The sequence below is a fragment of the Bacillus sp. BB081 genome (assembly GCF_008368895.1).
Classification (GTDB): domain Bacteria; phylum Bacillota; class Bacilli; order Bacillales; family Bacillaceae_G; genus Bacillus_A; species Bacillus_A wiedmannii.
Genome location: NZ_QOZX01000044.1, coordinates 51,390 through 70,774, shown reverse-complemented (window position 1 = coordinate 70,774; position 19,385 = coordinate 51,390). Strand labels below are relative to the sequence as shown.

Annotated in this window: 10 protein-coding genes and 2 pseudogenes; 8 read left to right on the top strand and 4 right to left on the bottom strand. The window is 35.0% G+C overall.

All coding sequences use genetic code 11. From position 1 onward, the window contains the following. Both DN394_RS19670 and DN394_RS19665 read left to right on the top strand, forming a co-directional pair. Positions 1-199: pseudogene (locus tag DN394_RS19670) on the top strand (cobalt transporter); the annotation flags it as partial. Between the two features lie 484 nt (positions 200-683). Further along, positions 684-2,356 (top strand): annotated as a pseudogene (locus DN394_RS19665) (putative bifunctional diguanylate cyclase/phosphodiesterase). A gap of 28 nt (positions 2,357-2,384) precedes the next feature. Here DN394_RS19665 and DN394_RS19660 read toward each other — a convergent pair. After that, the gene (locus tag DN394_RS19660; protein WP_149294154.1) at positions 2,385-3,737 is read right to left on the bottom strand and encodes an amino acid permease; all 1,353 of its coding nucleotides are present in this window, start codon (positions 3,735-3,737) and stop codon (positions 2,385-2,387) included. 452 nt (positions 3,738-4,189) lie between these two features. Between DN394_RS19660 and treR the strand changes: the two genes are divergently transcribed. From treR to treC, 3 genes are all read left to right on the top strand, one after another. Continuing rightward, positions 4,190-4,900: a trehalose operon repressor gene (gene treR, locus DN394_RS19655; protein WP_097917718.1), complete on the top strand. Its 711-nt coding sequence runs from the start codon at positions 4,190-4,192 to the stop codon at positions 4,898-4,900. A 140-nt stretch (positions 4,901-5,040) separates the two neighbouring features. Next, on the top strand, positions 5,041-6,468 hold the full coding sequence (gene treP, locus DN394_RS19650) for a PTS system trehalose-specific EIIBC component (protein WP_046957339.1): 1,428 nt from the start codon (positions 5,041-5,043) through the stop codon (positions 6,466-6,468). Positions 6,469-6,481: 13 nt separating this feature from the next. Next, on the top strand, positions 6,482-8,143 hold the full coding sequence (gene treC / locus DN394_RS19645) for an alpha,alpha-phosphotrehalase (RefSeq protein WP_097917717.1): 1,662 nt from the start codon (positions 6,482-6,484) through the stop codon (positions 8,141-8,143). Positions 8,144-8,174: 31 nt separating this feature from the next. On the opposite strand, the gene gerKC is transcribed toward treC, so the two are convergent. From gerKC to gerKA, 3 genes are read right to left on the bottom strand one after another with little or no spacing between them, the layout of a single operon-like run. Beyond that, positions 8,175-9,299 carry a spore germination protein GerKC gene (gene gerKC, locus DN394_RS19640; RefSeq protein ID WP_097917716.1) on the bottom strand — a complete coding sequence of 375 codons (1,125 nt, stop codon included), beginning with the start codon at positions 9,297-9,299 and terminating at the stop codon, positions 8,175-8,177. Further along, on the bottom strand, positions 9,280-10,386 hold the full coding sequence (locus DN394_RS19635) for a GerAB/ArcD/ProY family transporter (protein WP_097917715.1): 1,107 nt from the start codon (positions 10,384-10,386) through the stop codon (positions 9,280-9,282). The genes gerKC and DN394_RS19635 overlap by 20 nt, the downstream gene beginning before the upstream one ends. Continuing rightward, positions 10,367-11,869, bottom strand: coding sequence for a spore germination protein GerKA (gene gerKA, locus DN394_RS19630; protein WP_097917714.1), 1,503 nt, complete (start codon positions 11,867-11,869; stop codon positions 10,367-10,369). Before gerKA ends, DN394_RS19635 begins: the two co-directional genes overlap by 20 nt. Before the next feature lie 353 nt (positions 11,870-12,222). Between gerKA and DN394_RS19625 the strand changes: the two genes are divergently transcribed. The 3 genes from DN394_RS19625 to DN394_RS19615 all read left to right on the top strand — a co-directional run bounded on the left by DN394_RS19625 (position 12,223) and on the right by DN394_RS19615 (position 19,343). Beyond that, a complete protein-coding gene (locus DN394_RS19625; RefSeq protein ID WP_097917763.1) occupies positions 12,223-14,055 on the top strand; it encodes a GAF domain-containing sensor histidine kinase in 1,833 nt (610 codons plus the stop codon). Position 14,056: 1 nt separating this feature from the next. Next, positions 14,057-14,698, top strand: a complete 642-nt coding sequence (locus DN394_RS19620) for a response regulator (RefSeq protein WP_029437449.1) — start codon at positions 14,057-14,059, stop codon at positions 14,696-14,698. Positions 14,699-15,101: 403 nt separating this feature from the next. Further along, complete coding sequence (locus tag DN394_RS19615; RefSeq protein WP_149294153.1) at positions 15,102-19,343, top strand: S8 family serine peptidase; 4,242 nt, start codon at positions 15,102-15,104, stop codon at positions 19,341-19,343. Positions 19,344-19,385: the final 42 nt, after the last annotated feature.

Below are 19,385 nucleotides of genomic sequence, written 5' to 3'. Positions count from 1 at the left end.
CACCATGGAGGGCACAATCACTATGATCATCACCACCATCACGGAGGTGGATGGGGTGTTAGGTGGACTTACAGCTGGCGCATTAACGGGTGCAGCAAGTGGAGGCTACTATCCAGCACCGTACCCAGTAACTTATCCAGCGCCATACCCAGCACCATATCCATATCCGGGGTATCAGCAAATACCATATCCGTATTAAACTAAAAAAGAGGCTTTCCTCTTTTTTTAGTTTAATAAAGTATTTATAAAATATTTCCAAAATAAAGGTGAAAATATGTTAATATTTTGTTATTGTAATTCAAAAACGTATATATTAATTTTAACTTTTATATTATTATCCGTGAATAGTTGTATAGTGTGCTCGAAATTCTATTTCGCTAGTAAAGTAAAGAGGTTAGATATGAGCGGGATTAGTAGGAAACAATGGTCGTATAGAGCTAGTTATAAAGGAATGTAAGAGAATGAATAATGTATAATAAAGTAAGCTAATTATAGCGATAAGAAACTACTATTTATAATTGAAACGGCATTATATTGCTTTTTATTACAAATAATATTATGTTATTTTAATCGGCATATTTCAAAATGTGATGAATGCAAATAGCTATTATTAAGAAATGAAATATCTCTATTTCTATGAAGAGAAACAAGTTGTGTTTTAGTCAGATAGGAAGCAAGGAGAGATGCGCATGCTAGAACAGAGAGCTCATGCAATAAATGAGACTCATGCATTATATGACTCTTCATTGCGAGATTTAAAGTTAGCATTAGATGAGTCTTCAATTGTTGCGATTACAGACCGAAATGGTCTTATTACATATGTAAATGATAAGTTTTGTGAAATCTCCAAATATACACGAGAAGAGTTAATAGGGAAAGATCATCGTATTTTAAATTCAGGGTATCACCCGAAAACATTTTTTCAAATTCTATGGAAGCGCATTTTGAACGGAAAAGTATGGAGAGGTGAGATTCGAAATCAAGCAAAAGATGGGACGTATTATTGGGTTAAAACAACAATTGTTCCATTTTTAAATGAAAAAGGAGAGCCATATCAATTTATTGCGATCCGAAATGATATTAGTAGTAGGAAAGAAGCAGAACAGAGGTTGCGTTTAAGCGAAAGCCGTTATAGGGAGCTTGCATATCATGATGCTTTAACGAGTTTGCCGAACCGACTACAGTTAATAACGACTGTCAACGAGATGATTGCAGGCAAAAAAGAATTTGGTATGATTTATTTTGATTTGGATCGTTTTAAATTAGTAAACGATACGCTAGGTCATATGATAGGAGATTTACTTTTAAGCGAAGTTGCTTCACGGTTGCATTATGTGCTAGGAGAGAAAGACGTTCTGGCTAGGCTGGGTGGCGACGAATTTGTGCTGTTAACAAAAAATCATAAACAAGATGAAATGAGGCAGTTAGCAACATCTGTGTTGTCATGCTTTCAGGCACCATTTATGCTTGAAGGTCATGAAGTATACATTTCAGCTAGTCTAGGACTTTGCTCATATCCGCAAGACGGACAAGATGTTGAAACGCTATTGAAAAATTCGGATTTAGCTATGTACAGTGCGAAAGAACAAGGTAGAAATGCGGCGTGTTTTTTTACAGATGAGTTACGTGCGAAAATAAATCGTAGAATGAAAATTGAATTTGCTTTGCAAAAGGCAATTCGTGATGAAGAGTTAGAGGTGGCGTTGCAGCCTATTATTGATTTGAAAACGAAGAAATATACTGGTATCGAGGCTTTAGTACGTTGTACGACAGAAGAAGGGCCTATTTCTCCAAGCGAATTTATCCCTATAGCTGAAGAATCTGGACTTATTATAAAACTAGGAGACTGGGTATTAGAAAAGTCATGTCGCTTGTTTAAAACATTACCAAATTATCAAGAAGGATTAAAGTTATCTGTGAATTTATCTATACAACAATTAATGCAGAAACGTTTTATTTTGTCTGTACGTAGCATTTTAAAGAGAACTGGCTTTCTCCGAATGTTACATTACAAGAATTAAGAAATATGGGTGTTTTAATTGCTTTGGATGATTTCGGAACTGGTTATTCTTCCTTATATTATTTAAAACAACTACCACTGGATATTGTAAAAATTGATCGTAATTTTATTCGTGAATTTCATTATGATCATGCACAGCCAGAGCGAACGATTGTAAAATCTGTTATTGAAATTGCCCATAGCTTAAATTTAGCAGTAGTTGCTGAAGGGATAGAGACAGTAGAGCAAGAAAGTTTATTACAATCTATGGATTGTGATTATGTACAAGGATTTTATTATGCGAAACCTTTATCTGTAGGAGAGTTAAAAGAAAAGTTAACTACAGATTTTATATAAAAAAGAGAAGCCGGTAGCTTCTCTTTTTTTAATTCATTTTTTGTGAGTTTTTCATTAGTACTGGATAAAGAATAAGACCTAATACGAACAATCCGATTCCTAAGAAGAACGTTTTTAAATCAGCAGTTCCCGTTTTGATAACCCAAATAGAGTATACAAATGCTAATGTAGTAATGATCCCGTCCTTTATTCGAGAGCCAGGCATTATATCATACGTTTCTCCTGTAATAACTAATTTAAATTGAACAACGATAGCGAAATTATAAGCTTCTGATACGGTACCAGAAATCGTTGAGAATAAGAAAATTTGCGTCATCACATTTGTAATAAATAATGATTTTGAAGGACTACCTTTTTTATTTGTTTTCGCGAAAAACTTCGGGAAAAGTCCATTCTTTGCTGCCTGGTAAGGTACTTCTGAACTAACAACGATCCAGCCAACTGTAGATCCAAATAAAGATACAAGTGCAAGTAAAGCCATTATATATGCGCCTTTATTGCCAATTGCTAAATTTAATGCGTCTACTAATGGTTTTTGAGACTCTTTTAAAGCATCTTGCGAGAGAGCTCCCATTGTAAGTAGAGTAATTGACATGTAAATAAGAAGAGCGATAATTAATCCGAAAATGGTAGCTTTTTTTACATCGCGCTGAGATTTTGCGCGGTTAGAAAGCATTACAGCAGATTCAATACCGATAAATGCCCAAAGTGTTGCGATAGCAGCTGAATTGATTTGTCCACCTAACGAAATTGATTGTCCTGCTTCATTCATAAATGTTTGACCGTCTCCGAAATTAGAGGCATTGAAAATGAATAATGTGATTACAATAAACATTGTAAATCCAATAATTTTTGCAATGGTAGCAAGAAGATTCATATTTCCAGCTCGGTCAATATTTTGAGAAAGAATATATTGAATTCCCCATAACATAAGGCTACATACGAGGAAAGTTAGTCCTTTTCCGAGTTCTAGTGAAAATCCGTTCGTTGAAAAAAGAATTTGCTTACTTTGTAACACTGGAAAGAATGTTGATAAATATCCAGCAAAGGAAATAATAACAGATGCGGTTGCAGCCCAGTTCGCAGCCCAATAGCCCCATGCCATACTATATCCTGCAACTTTACCCGCTTTTTTTGAAGGGAACATCGCTTGAGCATAACTTTGTGGTCCAGCTTTTAATTCTGGTTTTCGGATTGCTAAATTTCCAAATACGAGTGCAATCATAAATACGCCAAGGCCTGTAATACTCCATGCGAGTGTAGAACCCATTGGACCTGATACGTGTGCTAAATTTGCTGGGAGCATAAATACGCCACCGCCAACCATATTTCCGATTACAAAAGCTGTTAAAATCCATAATCCCCATTTTTTCGTTTCCATTTTTGTTAACTCCTTTGTAGTAAGTTTTGCTTAAACATCATTTTTTACTAGCTTTTTGGCAATAAAAAAAGAGCCATGTAGATAAAAAATACCTACATGGCTCTTCGCCTAACGTAGGTACAACGGGAATAACCCTTGTACCTACGCGTAATTTTTCCGCTAGGTTTCAAGGGTTACGTATGATGATGATGATGTTTTTGTGCAAATGTAACTACAATTGTTGTATAAGTAAGCATAGTTCTTTGCTCCCTTTCTCCTCTGATTTTGAAGTTAGTATACTACATGTTTTTTTGAATGAAAAGAAAAATATAAAAATTTTTATAAAAATACGTTTTAGAGATTAAATATTTACCTGTATTTTTCCTATACTGGAAAATAAGTGAGAGATTGGCAGAAGAGTGTAGCGTGGTATAATACATATAGAATTAGAAGGTGACAAGGGGCTATTGTAGATGATGAGTAAGTATGAACAAATTTATACAGAAATCAGTAAGTCTATTGATAATAAGCAATTAAAAGAGGGATGCAAAATCCCATCCGAAACTGAATTAATGAAGCAGTATGAAGCAAGCCGCGGTACGGTAAGAAAAGCTGTAGATTTATTACAAGAGCGTGGATATGTTCAAAAAATACATGGAAAAGGTGTTTTTGTTTTAAAGCGAAAAAACATTGAATTCAACTTTGGTGGTATTGTAAGTTTCCAAGAAGAAAATGAACGTTTAGGACGCCATTGTATTACAGAAGTCGTGGAAATGGAGAAAGTAAAAGCGACAAAAGAAGTTGCAAAGCTATTAAATGTGAAAGAGAAAACAGAAATAGATCATATTAAACGAGTACGAAATATTGATGGAGAAAAAGTAATTTTGGATATTAATCATTTTGTATCGGAATATATTCCTGGATTAACGAGTGAAATTGCAGCGGAGTCCATTTATAAATACATTGAGAAAGAATTAGGTCTTCATATTAGTTACTCACAGAGGGTAATTGAAGTGCAGCCATGTACAGAGGACGATAGAGAGTATTTAGATTTAAATGGAACAGACTATGTTGTCGTTGTGAAAAACTTTACGCATTTTTATGATGGAAGTCAGTTCGAATATACAGAATCACGCCATCGTTTAGATATTTTTCATTTTTCGGATGTGGCGCGGAGAAAATAAGGAGATGGAACGAAATAACGTTTCATCTTTTTTTTTATAAAAAAATCACAAACTCGTATATACGAGTGTTGACTAACTTATATATACGAGTTAATATGTAATTGTAAACGGTATCAAAAAAAGAAAAGAGGGACGGGAATATGGGGAAAGACTATCGTCAAACAGCAGAGGAAGTGTTGCAGTATATTGGTGGAAAAGACAATATTGAACAAGCTGCGCACTGTGTAACGAGGCTCCGTATCGCTTTAAAAGATGAAAGTAAAATAGATAACGATAAATTACAGTCTGTTTCATTAGTGAAGGGGGCGTTTCATAACGCTGGAGTATTTCAAATTGTAATTGGTCCAGGAGATGTTGATCGAGTATATGCGGAATTGATAACGCTTGCAGGTATGAAGGAAGCGACAGTAGCTGACGTGAAAGACTCTGGAAACCAAAAGTTAAATCCAGCACAAAAGTTTGTAAAAGTATTTTCAGATGTATTTATGCCGATATTACCAGCCATCGTAACAGCTGGTTTACTAATGGGAATTAACAATCTATTAGGGGCAAAGGACTTATTTTTTGAAGGTAAAAATTTATTAGATGTATATCCAAACTTAAGTGGGCTTTGGGATTTAATTAATATGATGGCGAATACAGCATTCGTATTCTTACCAGCACTTGTCGGTTGGTCAGCAACGAAGCGTTTTGGTGGTAGTCCGATATTAGGGATTGTTATGGGATTAATGCTTGTGCATCCAGCCCTATTAAACGCGTGGGATTATGGTAAAGCAGCGACTGGTTTAGATGGACAAAAGATTGAGTACTTCGATATTTTAGGATTATTTCAAATTGAAAAGGTAGGGTATCAAGGTCAAATTTTACCGGTTTTAGTAGCAGCATTTGTATTAAGTAAAGTGGAAATCTTCTTAAAGAAACATGTACCAAATGCAATTCAATTATTAGTTGTACCAATTACAACGATTGTCGTAACAGGTGTGCTAGCATTAGGAATTATTGGTCCAGTTACACGTCATATTGGAGATTTATTAACAGCTGGATTAGTAGGTGTATATGAAACAGTACCAGTAGTTGGAGCAATATTGTTTGGAGCATTATATGCACCGCTTGTAATTACAGGTATGCATCATATGTTTATTGCTATCGACTTACAATTAATTGCACAGCACGGTGGTACATTCATTTGGCCAATGATTGCTCTTTCTAACATTGCGCAAGGTAGTGCGGCACTTGCGATGTTCTGGATTTCTAAAAATCAAAATGATAAAAGCATGGCATCTACATCAGCAATCTCAGCATATTTCGGTATTACAGAGCCAGCTATGTTTGGTGTAAACTTACGAAATAAATTCCCGTTCTATGCAGCGATTATAGGATCGGCTATTGCAGCTATATTTATTACGTTAAATGGTGTATTAGCACCTGCTATCGGAATTGGCGGATTACCAGCATTTATTTCTATCATTCCGAAATCGATTCCAATGTTTATTGTAGGAATGATTATCGCGGTTGTAATCCCATTTACGTTAACATGGTTATTTGCAAAACGAGTAAAACAGAAGTAGGAGGAAGTTAAACATGAAGGATTGGCATAAAAGTGTAGTTTATCAAATTTATCCGAAGAGCTTTAATAGCTATTACAATAAAGAAACCGGTGATATAAAAGGAGTTACAGAGAAACTAGATTATTTAAAAGAACTCGGAGTAGATTATATTTGGTTAACACCGATATACCAATCACCACAAAATGATAATGGATACGATGTAAGTGATTACTACAGTATTGATCCATCTTACGGAACGATGGAAGAGTTTGAAGAGCTTTTAGAAGAAGCAAAGGCACGTAACATTGAAATTATGCTTGATATCGTTGTAAATCATAGTTCGACGGAGCATAAGTGGTTTAAGGAAGCGAAGGAAGATAAAAATAGTCCATATCGTAATTACTATATTTGGCGTGATGAAAAAAATAATTGGCAATCTAAGTTTGGTGGGTCTGCTTGGAAATATGATGAGAAGACAGAGCAATATTTTTTACATCTATTTGATGAGACACAAGCTGATTTAAATTGGGAAAATAAAAAACTTCGTGAAGAAGTATATGATATGATGCGTTTTTGGCTTGATAAAGGGGTAACTGGATTCCGATTAGATGTTATTAATTTAATTTCAAAAGATCAACAGTTCTTAAATGATGACGGAAGTACGGCGACAAGCGATGGGCGTAAATATTATACAGATGGTCCGCGTGTTCATGAATATTTACAAGAGATGAACCGAAATGTTTTTGAAGGGAAAGATGTAATTACAGTTGGAGAAATGTCATCTACGACAATTGATAATTGTATTAAATATTCAAACCCTGAGCGTAATGAATTAAGTATGACGTTTAGTTTCCATCATTTAAAAGTAGATTATCCGAATGGAGATAAGTGGACGCAAGCTGATTTTGATTTCATTAAATTAAAAAAGATTATGTCTAATTGGCAAATTGAAATGCAAAAGGGCGGAGGATGGAATGCGTTGTTCTGGTGTAATCATGACCAACCTCGCATAGTGTCACGCTTCGGTGATGATAGAAAGTACCGAAATGAATCTGCAAAAATGTTAGCGACAGCTATGCATATGTTGCAAGGAACACCTTACATTTATCAAGGCGAAGAAATCGGTATGACGAATCCTAAATTCGAGTCCATCGAGCGATATCGCGATGTGGAATCGTTAAATATATACGATATAAAGCTAGAAGAAGGATTATCAAAAGAAGAGATTATCGGGATTTTAAAACAAAAATCTCGTGACAATTCCCGTACTCCGATGCAGTGGAATGAAAAGGTGAACAGTGGTTTTACAACAAGTACACCTTGGATTTCAGTTGCTGAGAATTATAAAGAGATTAATGTAGAAAAAGCATTAGAAGATAAAGAGTCTGTATTTTATCATTATAAAAAGTTAATAGAACTTAGAAAAACGTATGATGTAATTACAGAAGGAGAATATGCTATTTTAGATGAAAATCATGCTAAGATTTGGGCATATACTCGTACTACAGAGAGTGAAGTGCTACTTGTTATTAACAACTTCTATGGAGAAGAAATAACGTACTCTGTACCAACACATGCTCAATTAGATGGAATGAAACAAGAAATACTACTGTCGAATTATAAAGATTCCAGCAAGGATATTACAAAACTTAACTTAAGACCATATGAATCAATTGTCTATCGATATACGAAATAAAAGGTTGTATGCCCACGTGGCATACAACCTTTTATTTTAAGACACCACTATACAAAATGCTTACTTCTACCTCAGGTTTGAATTTTACTTTTGCATAATCTTTATTCCAATTTTTTTTCTTCCATAAGTCAGGATGATAAGCGATAAGATGTCTTCCAATCCCGAAAGCATCACAATTTGCTTTTTGTAACTTTTTCGTTATCTTTTTAGCTTCTTTCGTAAGCTGTTTAGACAATTCTTTGTTTAGTTTGGCTCTTTCATCCATTTTGTAAAGATTATCTCTCGGAGCTTCAAGCGCTATAACTTTTAATTGAAGCTTAATGTGAGCATAAACATTTCCTTTTTTATCCGTTGTTATTTTTAAGTCTCGTTTTAATTTTCGATTGCTAATTTCCATTGTTAAATAATCAGATGTCTTCTCTGATTCATCGCTAGTAAGTTTTTGGGTTATACGGGCACTTGTTCCCATTTTTCCGGTTAATAACACGAATAAAACAGAGTGTTTCAAAGGTAAATGCCCAGTTAATTTATCATTATTAAATAAAGCTAACCCGTTTGTAATTACTTCTTTTCCTTTTATTTTTATAGAAGGGAGGGTAAAGTCTTTACCGGGATCTAGCATTTTTGTAGCAGCTGTTTCTAAAGTTTCTTTTGGAAATACACTCATATCTTCTAAGCTTTTCACTTTTTTCTTTAGAAAATCTCCAATTAGTAAATTTCCTACTTTCTTTTTTTCAAGTATCTCGGATGTTTCACCATCTACTGCAATAAGTTTTACTAAAGCAGTTGGGTTTGTTGGGTCCCGAAAGCTGACATCTAAATAAGGTAGTATACCTTTTTTTAGAATTTTGGTTCCTAGTAATTGAACACCATATTTGAAATAGCGAATATTACCAGTCACATTTTTTTTTAGGGCATCGCTTGTATCCCTTATGTTATGCCCAGTTGCTGAATGTATTTCATTCTCGAATGAAGATTGCTCTCCGCTTGAACTTTTTACGAGCTCGATTGTTTGCTGGAGTTTATTCTCTTCCGTAATATCAGATCCAATACTATAAGCTAACCTTGCCTCCCTTAATGGTTCTTGATCCCAGCATCCAGAAAGGAATGAACAAGCACATAATATAGAAAGTAATTTAATTCTTTTTTTGAACATACTGTTCTCCTTTCTTATTTCTTATTACTGAATAAAGTAGAAATAGAAGAGGGAGGACAACAATGAAAATATAGGTGAACTTATCAGTGAAAGTTGAAATTACTTTTAATTCTTCCGGTGTATCTATAAATAAGGCTACACTAAAAGCAATAATACCAACGATTGGAACAGCTTTTTTATGATTAGCAAGATTGAATATATGTCCAATTCCGATTGAAGCAGCACAATAATAACTAGCAATAGAAGCCACAACTGTTATCATCCATATTGGTATGAATAGTAAATCAGTCCGGTCTATAATCCCAATATGTAGAGAACGCAATAAGTAAGCAACTGGCTCTGGAATAAGTTCAATTTGCTTTGGACTAAATACGATAAAGCAAATCCAAACAGTAAAAGTATAAAAAAGAGTTACAAATCCATTAGCGATAGAAATGGCCTTTAGTTTTGCCACAGAATTCCCATTTACTTTTGGGAAAGCGATAAGAATAATTTCAAAACCATACATGGCTGTAATTGTTTCTTTCGATGCTTGAATAATATTCCACCATCCAGCCTCTGTAATGGGGAAAATATAAGAAAAATCAGCCCGCGAGAGCCCAAGTGCAATTAAAAGTGCCATGGGGATAATAAGAATAGAAGCCATGACATAAAATCGTACAATCACTTTAAATGTATTATAGGCTACGTAGCAACAAGCTATTGTAAATAGTATGAGAATGGCAGACCAAGGAGTGGCTTGTAATATCCAAACTTTAATGACATTACAAGCATTTAACATAACCGTCATACCGATAAGGGTAAAATAAAAAACATAAGCAAAACCTAACAGTTTTCCAAACTTATTACCAAATAGCATACAAACACTTTCATACATATCTGCATCAGGAAATCGTTTTAAGAAAAGCCACATAAGTAAAATGATAAGTTGAATTGCCAATCCAGCGATGAGTGCAGAAATCCATCCACCACCTTTAGCAATTGGGTGAAGACGGTTAGGTAGAGAAAGTATACCAACTCCGATTTGGCATTGAATAACGAAAAAGGTAAATTGAACTAGCGAGATTTTACTTTGCGTGTTTGTCACCGTCCTCATCCTCTCTCGTTACATGTTGTCGTTGCATTTTTTTCGGTTTTGGATCATGTGGTCGTTCCCAAAATGACCAAATTGGTAGTCTTACGAAAGAATCTTTCATGTCTTTTATCCGCATCGGGGCAACGGGAGAAAGATATGGTGTATGAAATGAATGTAGTTGACATAAATGAACGAAAGTTATAATTAGACCGAATGAGATGCCTACATATCCAAATATGGCAGCAAGAATCATTAATGGAAAACGAAGAATTCGAACTGCTGAACTCATATCATTTGATGGAACAAGAAAAGAGGAAATTGCAGTTAAAGCTACAACAATAATCATCGTATAAGAAACGAGTCCGGCTTTTACAATCGCATCACCAATTACTAAACCACCTACAATACCGATTGTTTGTCCAACTCGGCTAGGCAGACGAATACCAGCTTCCCGTAATAATTCGAAAATTAACTCCATTAAGAGAGCTTCAAAAATAGGTGGGAGTGGTACTTTCTCTAATGAAGCTTTAATTGTGTACACAAGTTCGAGCGGCAACACATCAGGATGAAAAGCGACAGTTGCAATATAGAAAGCTGGTAAGAGAAAGGCAATTAAAAAACTTACTAAACGAATCATTCGGACGAAAGAACCGACAATCCAGCGGTTATTATAATCATCTGGTGATTGATAGAAAGCGAATAACGTAACAGGTACGATGAGCGCTGTTGGATCTCCGTCAGATAAAATAGCAACTCGTCCTTCCATTAAATTTGCAGCTACTCTATCTGGACGCTCTGTATTTAATTGCTGCGGGAAGGGTGAGAAAGACGTATCCTCTATAAATTCTTGTATGTATCCTGGTGGCATAAGTGCGTCCGTTTTAATTGTTTCTAATCTTCTTTTCACTTCTGTAACTAAATCGTCATTCGCTATATTTTGCATATAAGCAATTGCCACTTTCGTGTGCATTTCTTCACCAAGTGTGAAATATTTAACGACGACATTTGGACTTTTTATTAGCTTACGAATCGAAGCTAAATTGGTTGCTAAATCTTCTACAAAACCAGTATGCGGTCCACGTACAATACCTTCATTATCAGGTTCTGTTATATCTCTCTTTAAAGATAAGGCCGTTTCGAAAATACAAAAACTGTCGACCTGTTCATGAAAATATAAGGATTTACCCTGTAATAAAAGTTGTACCCCATAATTTAAATTCGTTTCTTTTTTCATATTTAACGTAGAAAAAGCTTTATCTAAAGACAAATCTGACCGAGTTAATAAAGGCTCAAGAGCTAATTGATGAATTAAATTTGGGTCTGCTAAAGATTCGATATATATAATGGTTCCTTTTCCATTTTGAAAAGGGACATCTAATTTTTTTATATCATCTGAATGACAGAGCTTATTTTCAATGTAATTAATGTTTTCCGGAAGTGATGGAAACATATGCTTTTGTTTTTTACTCTCTTGTTGTTCTTTTTGCTCTGTCATAATTTCCACCTCTTTTAGTATAAAGTTCCTTCTGTTAATTTTTTCTTTTTGTGATAAATTTATGCTTGGATTATTTAGAAAAAGTAGGGGGATGGAAAGAACGTATATATTTGCGATATTAATATATATCTTTTGTACTATAAGGGGGTAAACCTAGTGGTATGTATAATTACATCATTCGATGAATAGGAAATTTAAGAAAAGCGATTTATAATACTAGTATTGTGTCTTGCCTTTTTAGGTACAGTACACAGCCGGTGATTGGCTAGTGGATGTTCTTTCATTTTGCCAGTGCCGGTTTTTTATTGGATAATAGGGAAAATGAAGTCTTTATAAAGAAAGAAGGGGTTGTTTTGAAGGATGTAAATTCTATCTTTATGAGAGAAAAGATTGCTAGTTCTTATCTTTATTTTATTTCTTTTCTTGGTTTGGTTACTATAACTATATCTTTACTTGAAATTAAAATCCCTTCTCATCCAACAATACTAATATTGTTGTTAATATTTATGGGGATTGCAGAGTATTTCCCTGTAAGATTTTGGAGAGGAACTAGCTCGCTTACTTTTCCGATAATCTACGCTATGAGTTGGCAGTTTGGAATCCATATAACTATTATTGCTCTTGTACTCGTAACGCTAATTATTCACCTGCATCGTCGTTCACCGATACAAAGAATGTTATTTAATAGTACTCAGCATGCGCTTAGTTTGCTCTTGGCGGAATGGTTTTCAAATAAATGTGTGTCTTTATTAATTAACAAGATGGATATGTCAGTTCTATATGAAAATTTAATATCTTTGTTATTATTTTGCGTGCTTTTTTGTTTTTTCAACAACCGCTTTTACGATTTGTTAATGATACTTCTTCCACAGCCATATTCAATCTATCAGTGGTATAAAAAAACTGTAACGGTATTTCTTTGCGAAACTTTTGGTTTCTCTTATGCGGCACTGATGCACGTATTAATTAGTACATATAGTGTGGAAGTACACGAAATTACAGTACTGTTTTTCTTTTTTCCACTTGTAGCAGCTTCAGTTATTAGTTCTTTTTCTGTACGGATAAGGATAGAGAAGGAACGATTATATGAGTTGTTTCTTATTACGACCGAAATTAGTCGAGGATTAACCGGAGGAAAATTGAAACATATTAAACAAGCACTTAAAGGTTTTTTTGGCATACAAGCATATGTAATATGGACAAAAGATGATGGGAATTGGAATATTCTGTTGAAAGATGGGAAAGTGCGCTCGGATATATCTGATGATTCAGAAAAGTATAGGGCGTTTGAGGAACTTCCTAAAAATCTTGTATTTAATGATTGGAAAATTGGTACGGCTCCTGGAGATGAAATATTTGATAGTGTTATACGCTCACTTGTATATTTTCCTCTTATAGTAAATGATGAACTAGTCGGAATGTTTGTTGCAGGGAAAAGTAGAAATGCGGGTTTCTTTCCGGAAGATGTACAGTCGTTAGCTACATTTTCTAACCAATTAGCTAACGTTGTTAAAACAAAGATATTGATTTCTGAACAGGAAAAAAGAATGATCTTAGAGGAAAGAAATAGGATCGCCCGTGAAATTCACGATGGTATTGCGCAAACATTAGCGGGGGTAATATTCCAACTAGAATCCGCGCAGAAAAAATACCGTGATAAACCAAAAGATATGCAGCAAGTAGTTGAGAAAAGCATAAAAGATTTAAGAGGAAGTCTAGGAGAAGTTCGCTATTCTATTTATGCTTTAAAACCATATCCGACACAACAATTAGGCCTTAAGCAGGCAATAGCAAGTAAAATAAAATCTTTAAAACAAGAATATGAACTAGACATTACCTATCATGAAAGAGGTCATGCACGTGCGCTTAGTTTTTCAAAAGAAAGAGTTATATTTGATACATTACAAGAGAGTTTGCAAAACATTGTAAAACATGCACAGGCAAAAAAGGCTGATGTTTTACTCAGCTATCAAAGTGAACACGTGCTTTTAAGGGTTAAGGATAATGGAGTTGGCTTTTCACTATTTGAGTCTATGGTTAAAACGAAGAATGAGCCACATTATGGTATATTACATATGAATGAACAAGCTGACCAATTAGGGGCTACTTTACAGATTGATAGTTCTGTAGGAAAAGGGACAGAAATTACACTGTTAATTCCAGATTCACAAACAAGGGGTGCGTAAAATGATTAAAATATTAGTAGTAGATGATCATGCTTTTTTACGGGATGCAATTCGGAGCATACTAGAGGATGAATCTGATATGAAAGTGGTTGGAGAAGCTAGCTCTGGGGATGAAGTATTGGGAAAAGTAGAAGAATGCGGACCAGATTGTATTTTGATGGATATTAACCTGCCAGGGAAAAATGGGATTGAAGCTACAGAGTTAGTGAAAAAAAATTATCCGAGTTGCCGAGTACTTGTGTTTACAATGTATGAACATGATGAGTATTTAATGGATGCACTTCAGGCCGGTGCTGATGGTTATTTATTGAAGGATTCCTCATCAGAGCAGGTAGTAGCAGCAATTCGAATGTTATATCGAGGCGATTCAGTTATTCATCCGCGTATGACTAAAAAATTAATTACATATCATCAGCAAAAAATGAAAGTAGAATCAAATGAAAATGAACTGACAGAACGTGAAAAGGAAATTCTCTTTGAACTAGTAAAAGGACTTAGTAATAAAGAAATTGCTGAAGTTTTATATATTAGTGATAAAACAGTTAAAATTCACATCAATAAAATTTTTAAAAAACTAAATGTGAAAAGTCGATCGCAAGCAGTGATTTATGCAGTTCGAAATCAATTGGTTCCGTTAGATTAAATAAGAAATCTATCAAAGAACTATCTTATCGCTTTATTTTGTATCACAAAGAATAAAGGACAAGATAGTTCTTTTGTACTATGTAGGCATAGAATCCTTAGAGAAAAGATACTCCTTTTGTTCAATTTTCAGAATAATCAAAATGTGAAATAATAAAAACAGAATTACATTTTAATCTTGTTAATAATTTATTTTGTGAAAATCTTTTATTGGAAATAAATGATGGGGGGCTCTTATAGAAAGAGTAAAGTGAGTGGTTAGCTATATGAGGTATGGGGATGGTAGTGGCGTTGGAAATCTTTCATGATACAAAAGATTGAGATTGATAGAGTTTCCAATGCTACATGGGAATTTAAGAATCAATTTGTTTCAAAAAATAATATTAATAATGGGGAGATGCAATATGAAACGAGGGAAATTTGGAAAGATTCTTATTGGAACGTTAACAGTTGGAATGTTATTGTCTCAAGGAATTCCATATAACGTATTAGCGGAAGAGGTAAATACATCTACTTTAACTGGAATTGATGATGCAAATGCTATCTTAAAAGGCCTTACAAAGGAACAACGTAATGCCTTAAAAACGTTAGATACAAAACCAGGTTTTGTTATTTCGCCAGGTATCAATACAGCAAGTCCTAATAATGTGAATGTGATTATAGAATTTAAGCAAGCGCCTAGCAAAATTGAGGTATTAAAACAAGCGGCTAAAGGGAAAAAGGTAGCTCTTTCAAATGCGGAACAAAAGGTAGGGGCATCACATAAAGGATTTAAAGCAGAGCTTGAACAGCTTCAAAAGAATAAAGAGAAAGGCACAAATTTAAAATCTGCAAAAATAATAAGAGAATATAAGAATGCTTTTAATGGTGTAGCGATGTCTTTACCAGCGAATATGATTGAAGACTTAGTTCGTACCGGTATCGTTAAGCGCGTATGGGAAGATCATGAAGTTAAAATTGATTTGCCGAAAGAAACAGCTAAGACTGCTGTTGAACCAAAAATGGCAGATAGTGTACCACAAATTGGTGTGGACAAGCTGCATGCTGAAAAAATAACAGGTAAAGGAATTAAGGTAGGTGTACTAGACACAGGTATTGATTACAACCACCCGGATTTGAAAGATGCATATAAAGGATATCGTGCAAAGCAAGGTGAGGATCCAAGTAAAATAGACCCGAACTCAATAAAAGGATGGGACTTTGTTAATAATGATGCTGATCCAATGGAGACAACGTATAAGGATTGGCAAAATTCTGGAGGATATCCTGAGATTTATGATGGAAGTGCATATTATACATCCCATGGTACACATGTAGCTGGAACAATTGCTGCAGACAAACAGAATAATGTGGATTATGCAGTGAAGGGCGTTGCTCCAGATGTAGACTTATATTCATATCGCGTATTAGGTCCATATGGAAGTGGGCAAACAAGCGGTATTCTTGCTGCGATTGATAAAGCAGTGAAAGACGATATGGATGTTATTAATTTATCACTAGGTGCGTCTATTAATGATCCTTTATATCCAACTTCTGTTGCAGTGAACAATGCGATGTTAGCTGGTGTAGTTACAGTAGTAGCAGCAGGTAATAGTGGTCCGGGAGAAGGTACCATTGGATCACCTAGTGCAGCAGCACTTCCAATTACAGTTGGAGCAAGTGACGCTGCGATGACTATCTCAACGTTTTCCGCTGATGCAGGTGATTTACATGTGGATAAGATGATGATACTTGGAAAAAGCTTTACTGATAAGATTGAAGATTTGAAAGGTCAATCTTTATCGGTTGTATATGCAGGGCTTGGGAAATTAGGTGATTTTACAGGGAAAGATGTAAAAGGGAAGTTAGCTCTTATCCAACGCGGTGAGATTACATTTGATGAAAAAATTAAAAATGCGAAGGAAGCAGGCGCAAAGGCGGTAATTGTATACAACAATGTAGATGGGGAAATTACAAGTTATCTTGGGGAAAGTACTTCATCTATCCCATCGTTCCGCTTAACAAAAGTAGATGGTGAGAAATTGCAAGCAAAAGCTGTACAAGGAGATGTTGCGTTAGCGTTTGGAGAACTTAGTAATGTAAAAACAGAGGGAGATCACTTAGCTGATTTCAGCTCCCGTGGTCCTGCAACTATAACAGATGATATTAAGCCGGATATTGTAGCACCAGGTGTGTCTATTTTCTCAACTGTTCCTGAATATATTAATGATCCAAAGGATGGAGAAAATTATCCGGTAGCGTATGGACGTATGTCAGGTACATCTATGGCAACTCCTCATACTGCTGGGGTAGCAGCACTCATTTTACAAGAACATCCAAGTTATAGTCCATTTGAAGTAAAAGAAGCACTTATGAATACCGCAGTTGACTTAAAAGAAGAGCGTTCTGTATTTGAGGTGGGCTCAGGACGAATTGATGCATATCGTGCAGTTCATGCAGATACATCTATTGAGGTTATCGATAAAACATCAAACGTTGTAAATGATGAAGAAGTAGAAATTGAAGAAAAAACAGGTTCTATTGCATTCGGGTATAAAAATCAATTGGGGAATGAGCCAATTAAAGATAGTCGAAAAGTCCTAATTAAGAACAATAGTAAAACAGACGGAAAAGAGTTCAAATTAGAAGTAGAGTTTTCACCTACAAGTGTAGGTGTGCAAGATGCAGCAAAGAATGGTGTGAAGCTAAACGTACCGGATTCTATTAAAGCAGCTCCTGGTACATCAGAGGAAATTAGCCCTGAAATTATTATTCCAGAAAACGCTGAATTTGGTAGATATGAGGGCTATATTCATATTACAAATAAAAACAACGAAAAAGAAGTATATCAAGTGCCATTTGCAGTTAAATTCACGGAAAAAGGGATTGCGTCTGTAGATTTACTGAGAGATGCAATGGCAACAGACGCATCTAAATTCCACCCATTTATGGAGAGACCAAGTTCGCCTTTGACATTTAAGGTAAATAGTCCTCTTGAAACTATTGATGCAGTTGTGAAGGACCGAAAGACAGGGAAGGCATTAGGAGTCGTTGGTACACTTGATGCAAGTAGTCTAACACCGAATGTTGAATATATGATGTTTTCTGGTATGGGAGGGTATGTACTTCCATTTACAGGAGATCCAGCTCATCCAATTGGGGATAAACCTGTTATGTTGCCTGATGGAGATTACGAATTGAACTTCGTTGGATATGATAAGGAAGGAAAATCGTATACAAAAGGCGATAGCATTATCATTGATAATGTTATACCGGAAATGAAATTTAAGGATGTACAACCTGGTATACACGAAGTAAATGATTCTATGTTTAAAGAAGAAGACGGCCAACGTGCATTATGGGTGCATGGTAATATTTATGATTCTACAGTAGATGCATTAAAAGCAAAAGGCTTGCAGTATGATCAAAAAGCGAATCAAATTGTATATTATCAAAACTCAGCCTTCCCATCAGGTTGGTTGAATACAATTCAAGCAAATGGTGATTTTAAATTTGGAGTACTTCCAGAGGAAATAAATGAGCCGTTAAATTTAAGATTATTTGGATATGACCTTGCCACTGCAGGGAATATGGCAACTGGGTATAAAGATTATGTCTTTGTAAAAGAAGGGACAGAATACGCTGTTCCAAGTTATGACAAAGATAAAATAAAATTAGGTGAAAAAATTACGTTAACTTTGAATCTCAATAATGTAAAACAGCTTATGTCAGGTACATTTGAAATTCCTTATTACAAGCAGCTCTTTAAATTTACAGATGTGAAACCAAATCCAGCACTTACGGAATATGTAAAACAACATGGACTGAACCTTAAATTAGAAGATCCGAAGGTAAGTGAAGAAGGAGCTTGGGAAAACAAGGTGAAAGTTGGCGCGTCATTGGAAGGAAAAGAATTTAAAGGATTGGATGGTGATACACCATTTTTAGATGTTACATTCGAGATGACGAGCGATGAATACTTTAATGATTTAACTGCATTTGGAGTAGATAAGTTCTCTTATACAAAAGTTGGTGCAACAGAAGGCAATGAGATTCCTGTGTTTAAAGATAAATCTTTTGCTATTGTTTCGAAACATTCAACGGTTACAGGATATATTGGTCCCGAAGCTTTCTTGAATGAAGATGGGTATTTAGGTAAGAAAGACTATACAAAACTAGGAGCAAAAGTGTACGCAGTTGGCAAGGATGGAAAGAAATATACAGGAACGATTGGTGATAACGGACAATTTGAAATTCATAGTGTTCCAGTAAGCGATAAAGAATATGATATTTTCGTAGAAATGCCAGGTCATTTAAATAGTAAATTAACAACAAAAATAGGGAAAATGCAGGATGGGGAATTAGTGGGACAAAACTTTAGAGCTGACATGGATGATAACCTTGCAGGTGATGTAAACGGCGATAAAATGGTAGATATTCAAGATGCTAGAATAGCAGCTTTATCGTATGGAAAAGGAAAAGTATCTGTAAAAGATGGAGATATAAATCAAGATGGTGTTGTAGATGAAACAGATATTCGTTTTATTGAGAAAAACTTCTTGAAAAAGGGCCCAGATGCTAAAGAAAATCAGAAACCGAAAGAAAATGTAGGGCCAGTGACATTAGATAAAATCTTACGCTCTATTGGCTTAGAACCAAAAAAATAAGTGGACAAACTTCTAGAGTAAATAATGCAATCAGACAATGAA

Excerpts from the sequence above, each read along its gene's own strand:
- DN394_RS19660 (WP_149294154.1), bottom strand. The coding sequence starts at position 3,737 with ATGGAAACGAAAAAATGGGGATTATGGATTTTAACAGCTTTTGTAATC.
- treR (WP_097917718.1), top strand. The coding sequence starts at position 4,190 with ATGATGAGTAAGTATGAACAAATTTATACAGAAATCAGTAAGTCTATT.
- treP (WP_046957339.1), top strand. The coding sequence starts at position 5,041 with ATGGGGAAAGACTATCGTCAAACAGCAGAGGAAGTGTTGCAGTATATT.
- treC (WP_097917717.1), top strand. The coding sequence starts at position 6,482 with ATGAAGGATTGGCATAAAAGTGTAGTTTATCAAATTTATCCGAAGAGC.
- gerKC (WP_097917716.1), bottom strand. The coding sequence starts at position 9,299 with ATGTTCAAAAAAAGAATTAAATTACTTTCTATATTATGTGCTTGTTCA.
- gerKA (WP_097917714.1), bottom strand. The coding sequence starts at position 11,869 with ATGACAGAGCAAAAAGAACAACAAGAGAGTAAAAAACAAAAGCATATG.
- DN394_RS19620 (WP_029437449.1), top strand. The coding sequence starts at position 14,057 with ATGATTAAAATATTAGTAGTAGATGATCATGCTTTTTTACGGGATGCA.
- DN394_RS19615 (WP_149294153.1), top strand. The coding sequence starts at position 15,102 with ATGAAACGAGGGAAATTTGGAAAGATTCTTATTGGAACGTTAACAGTT.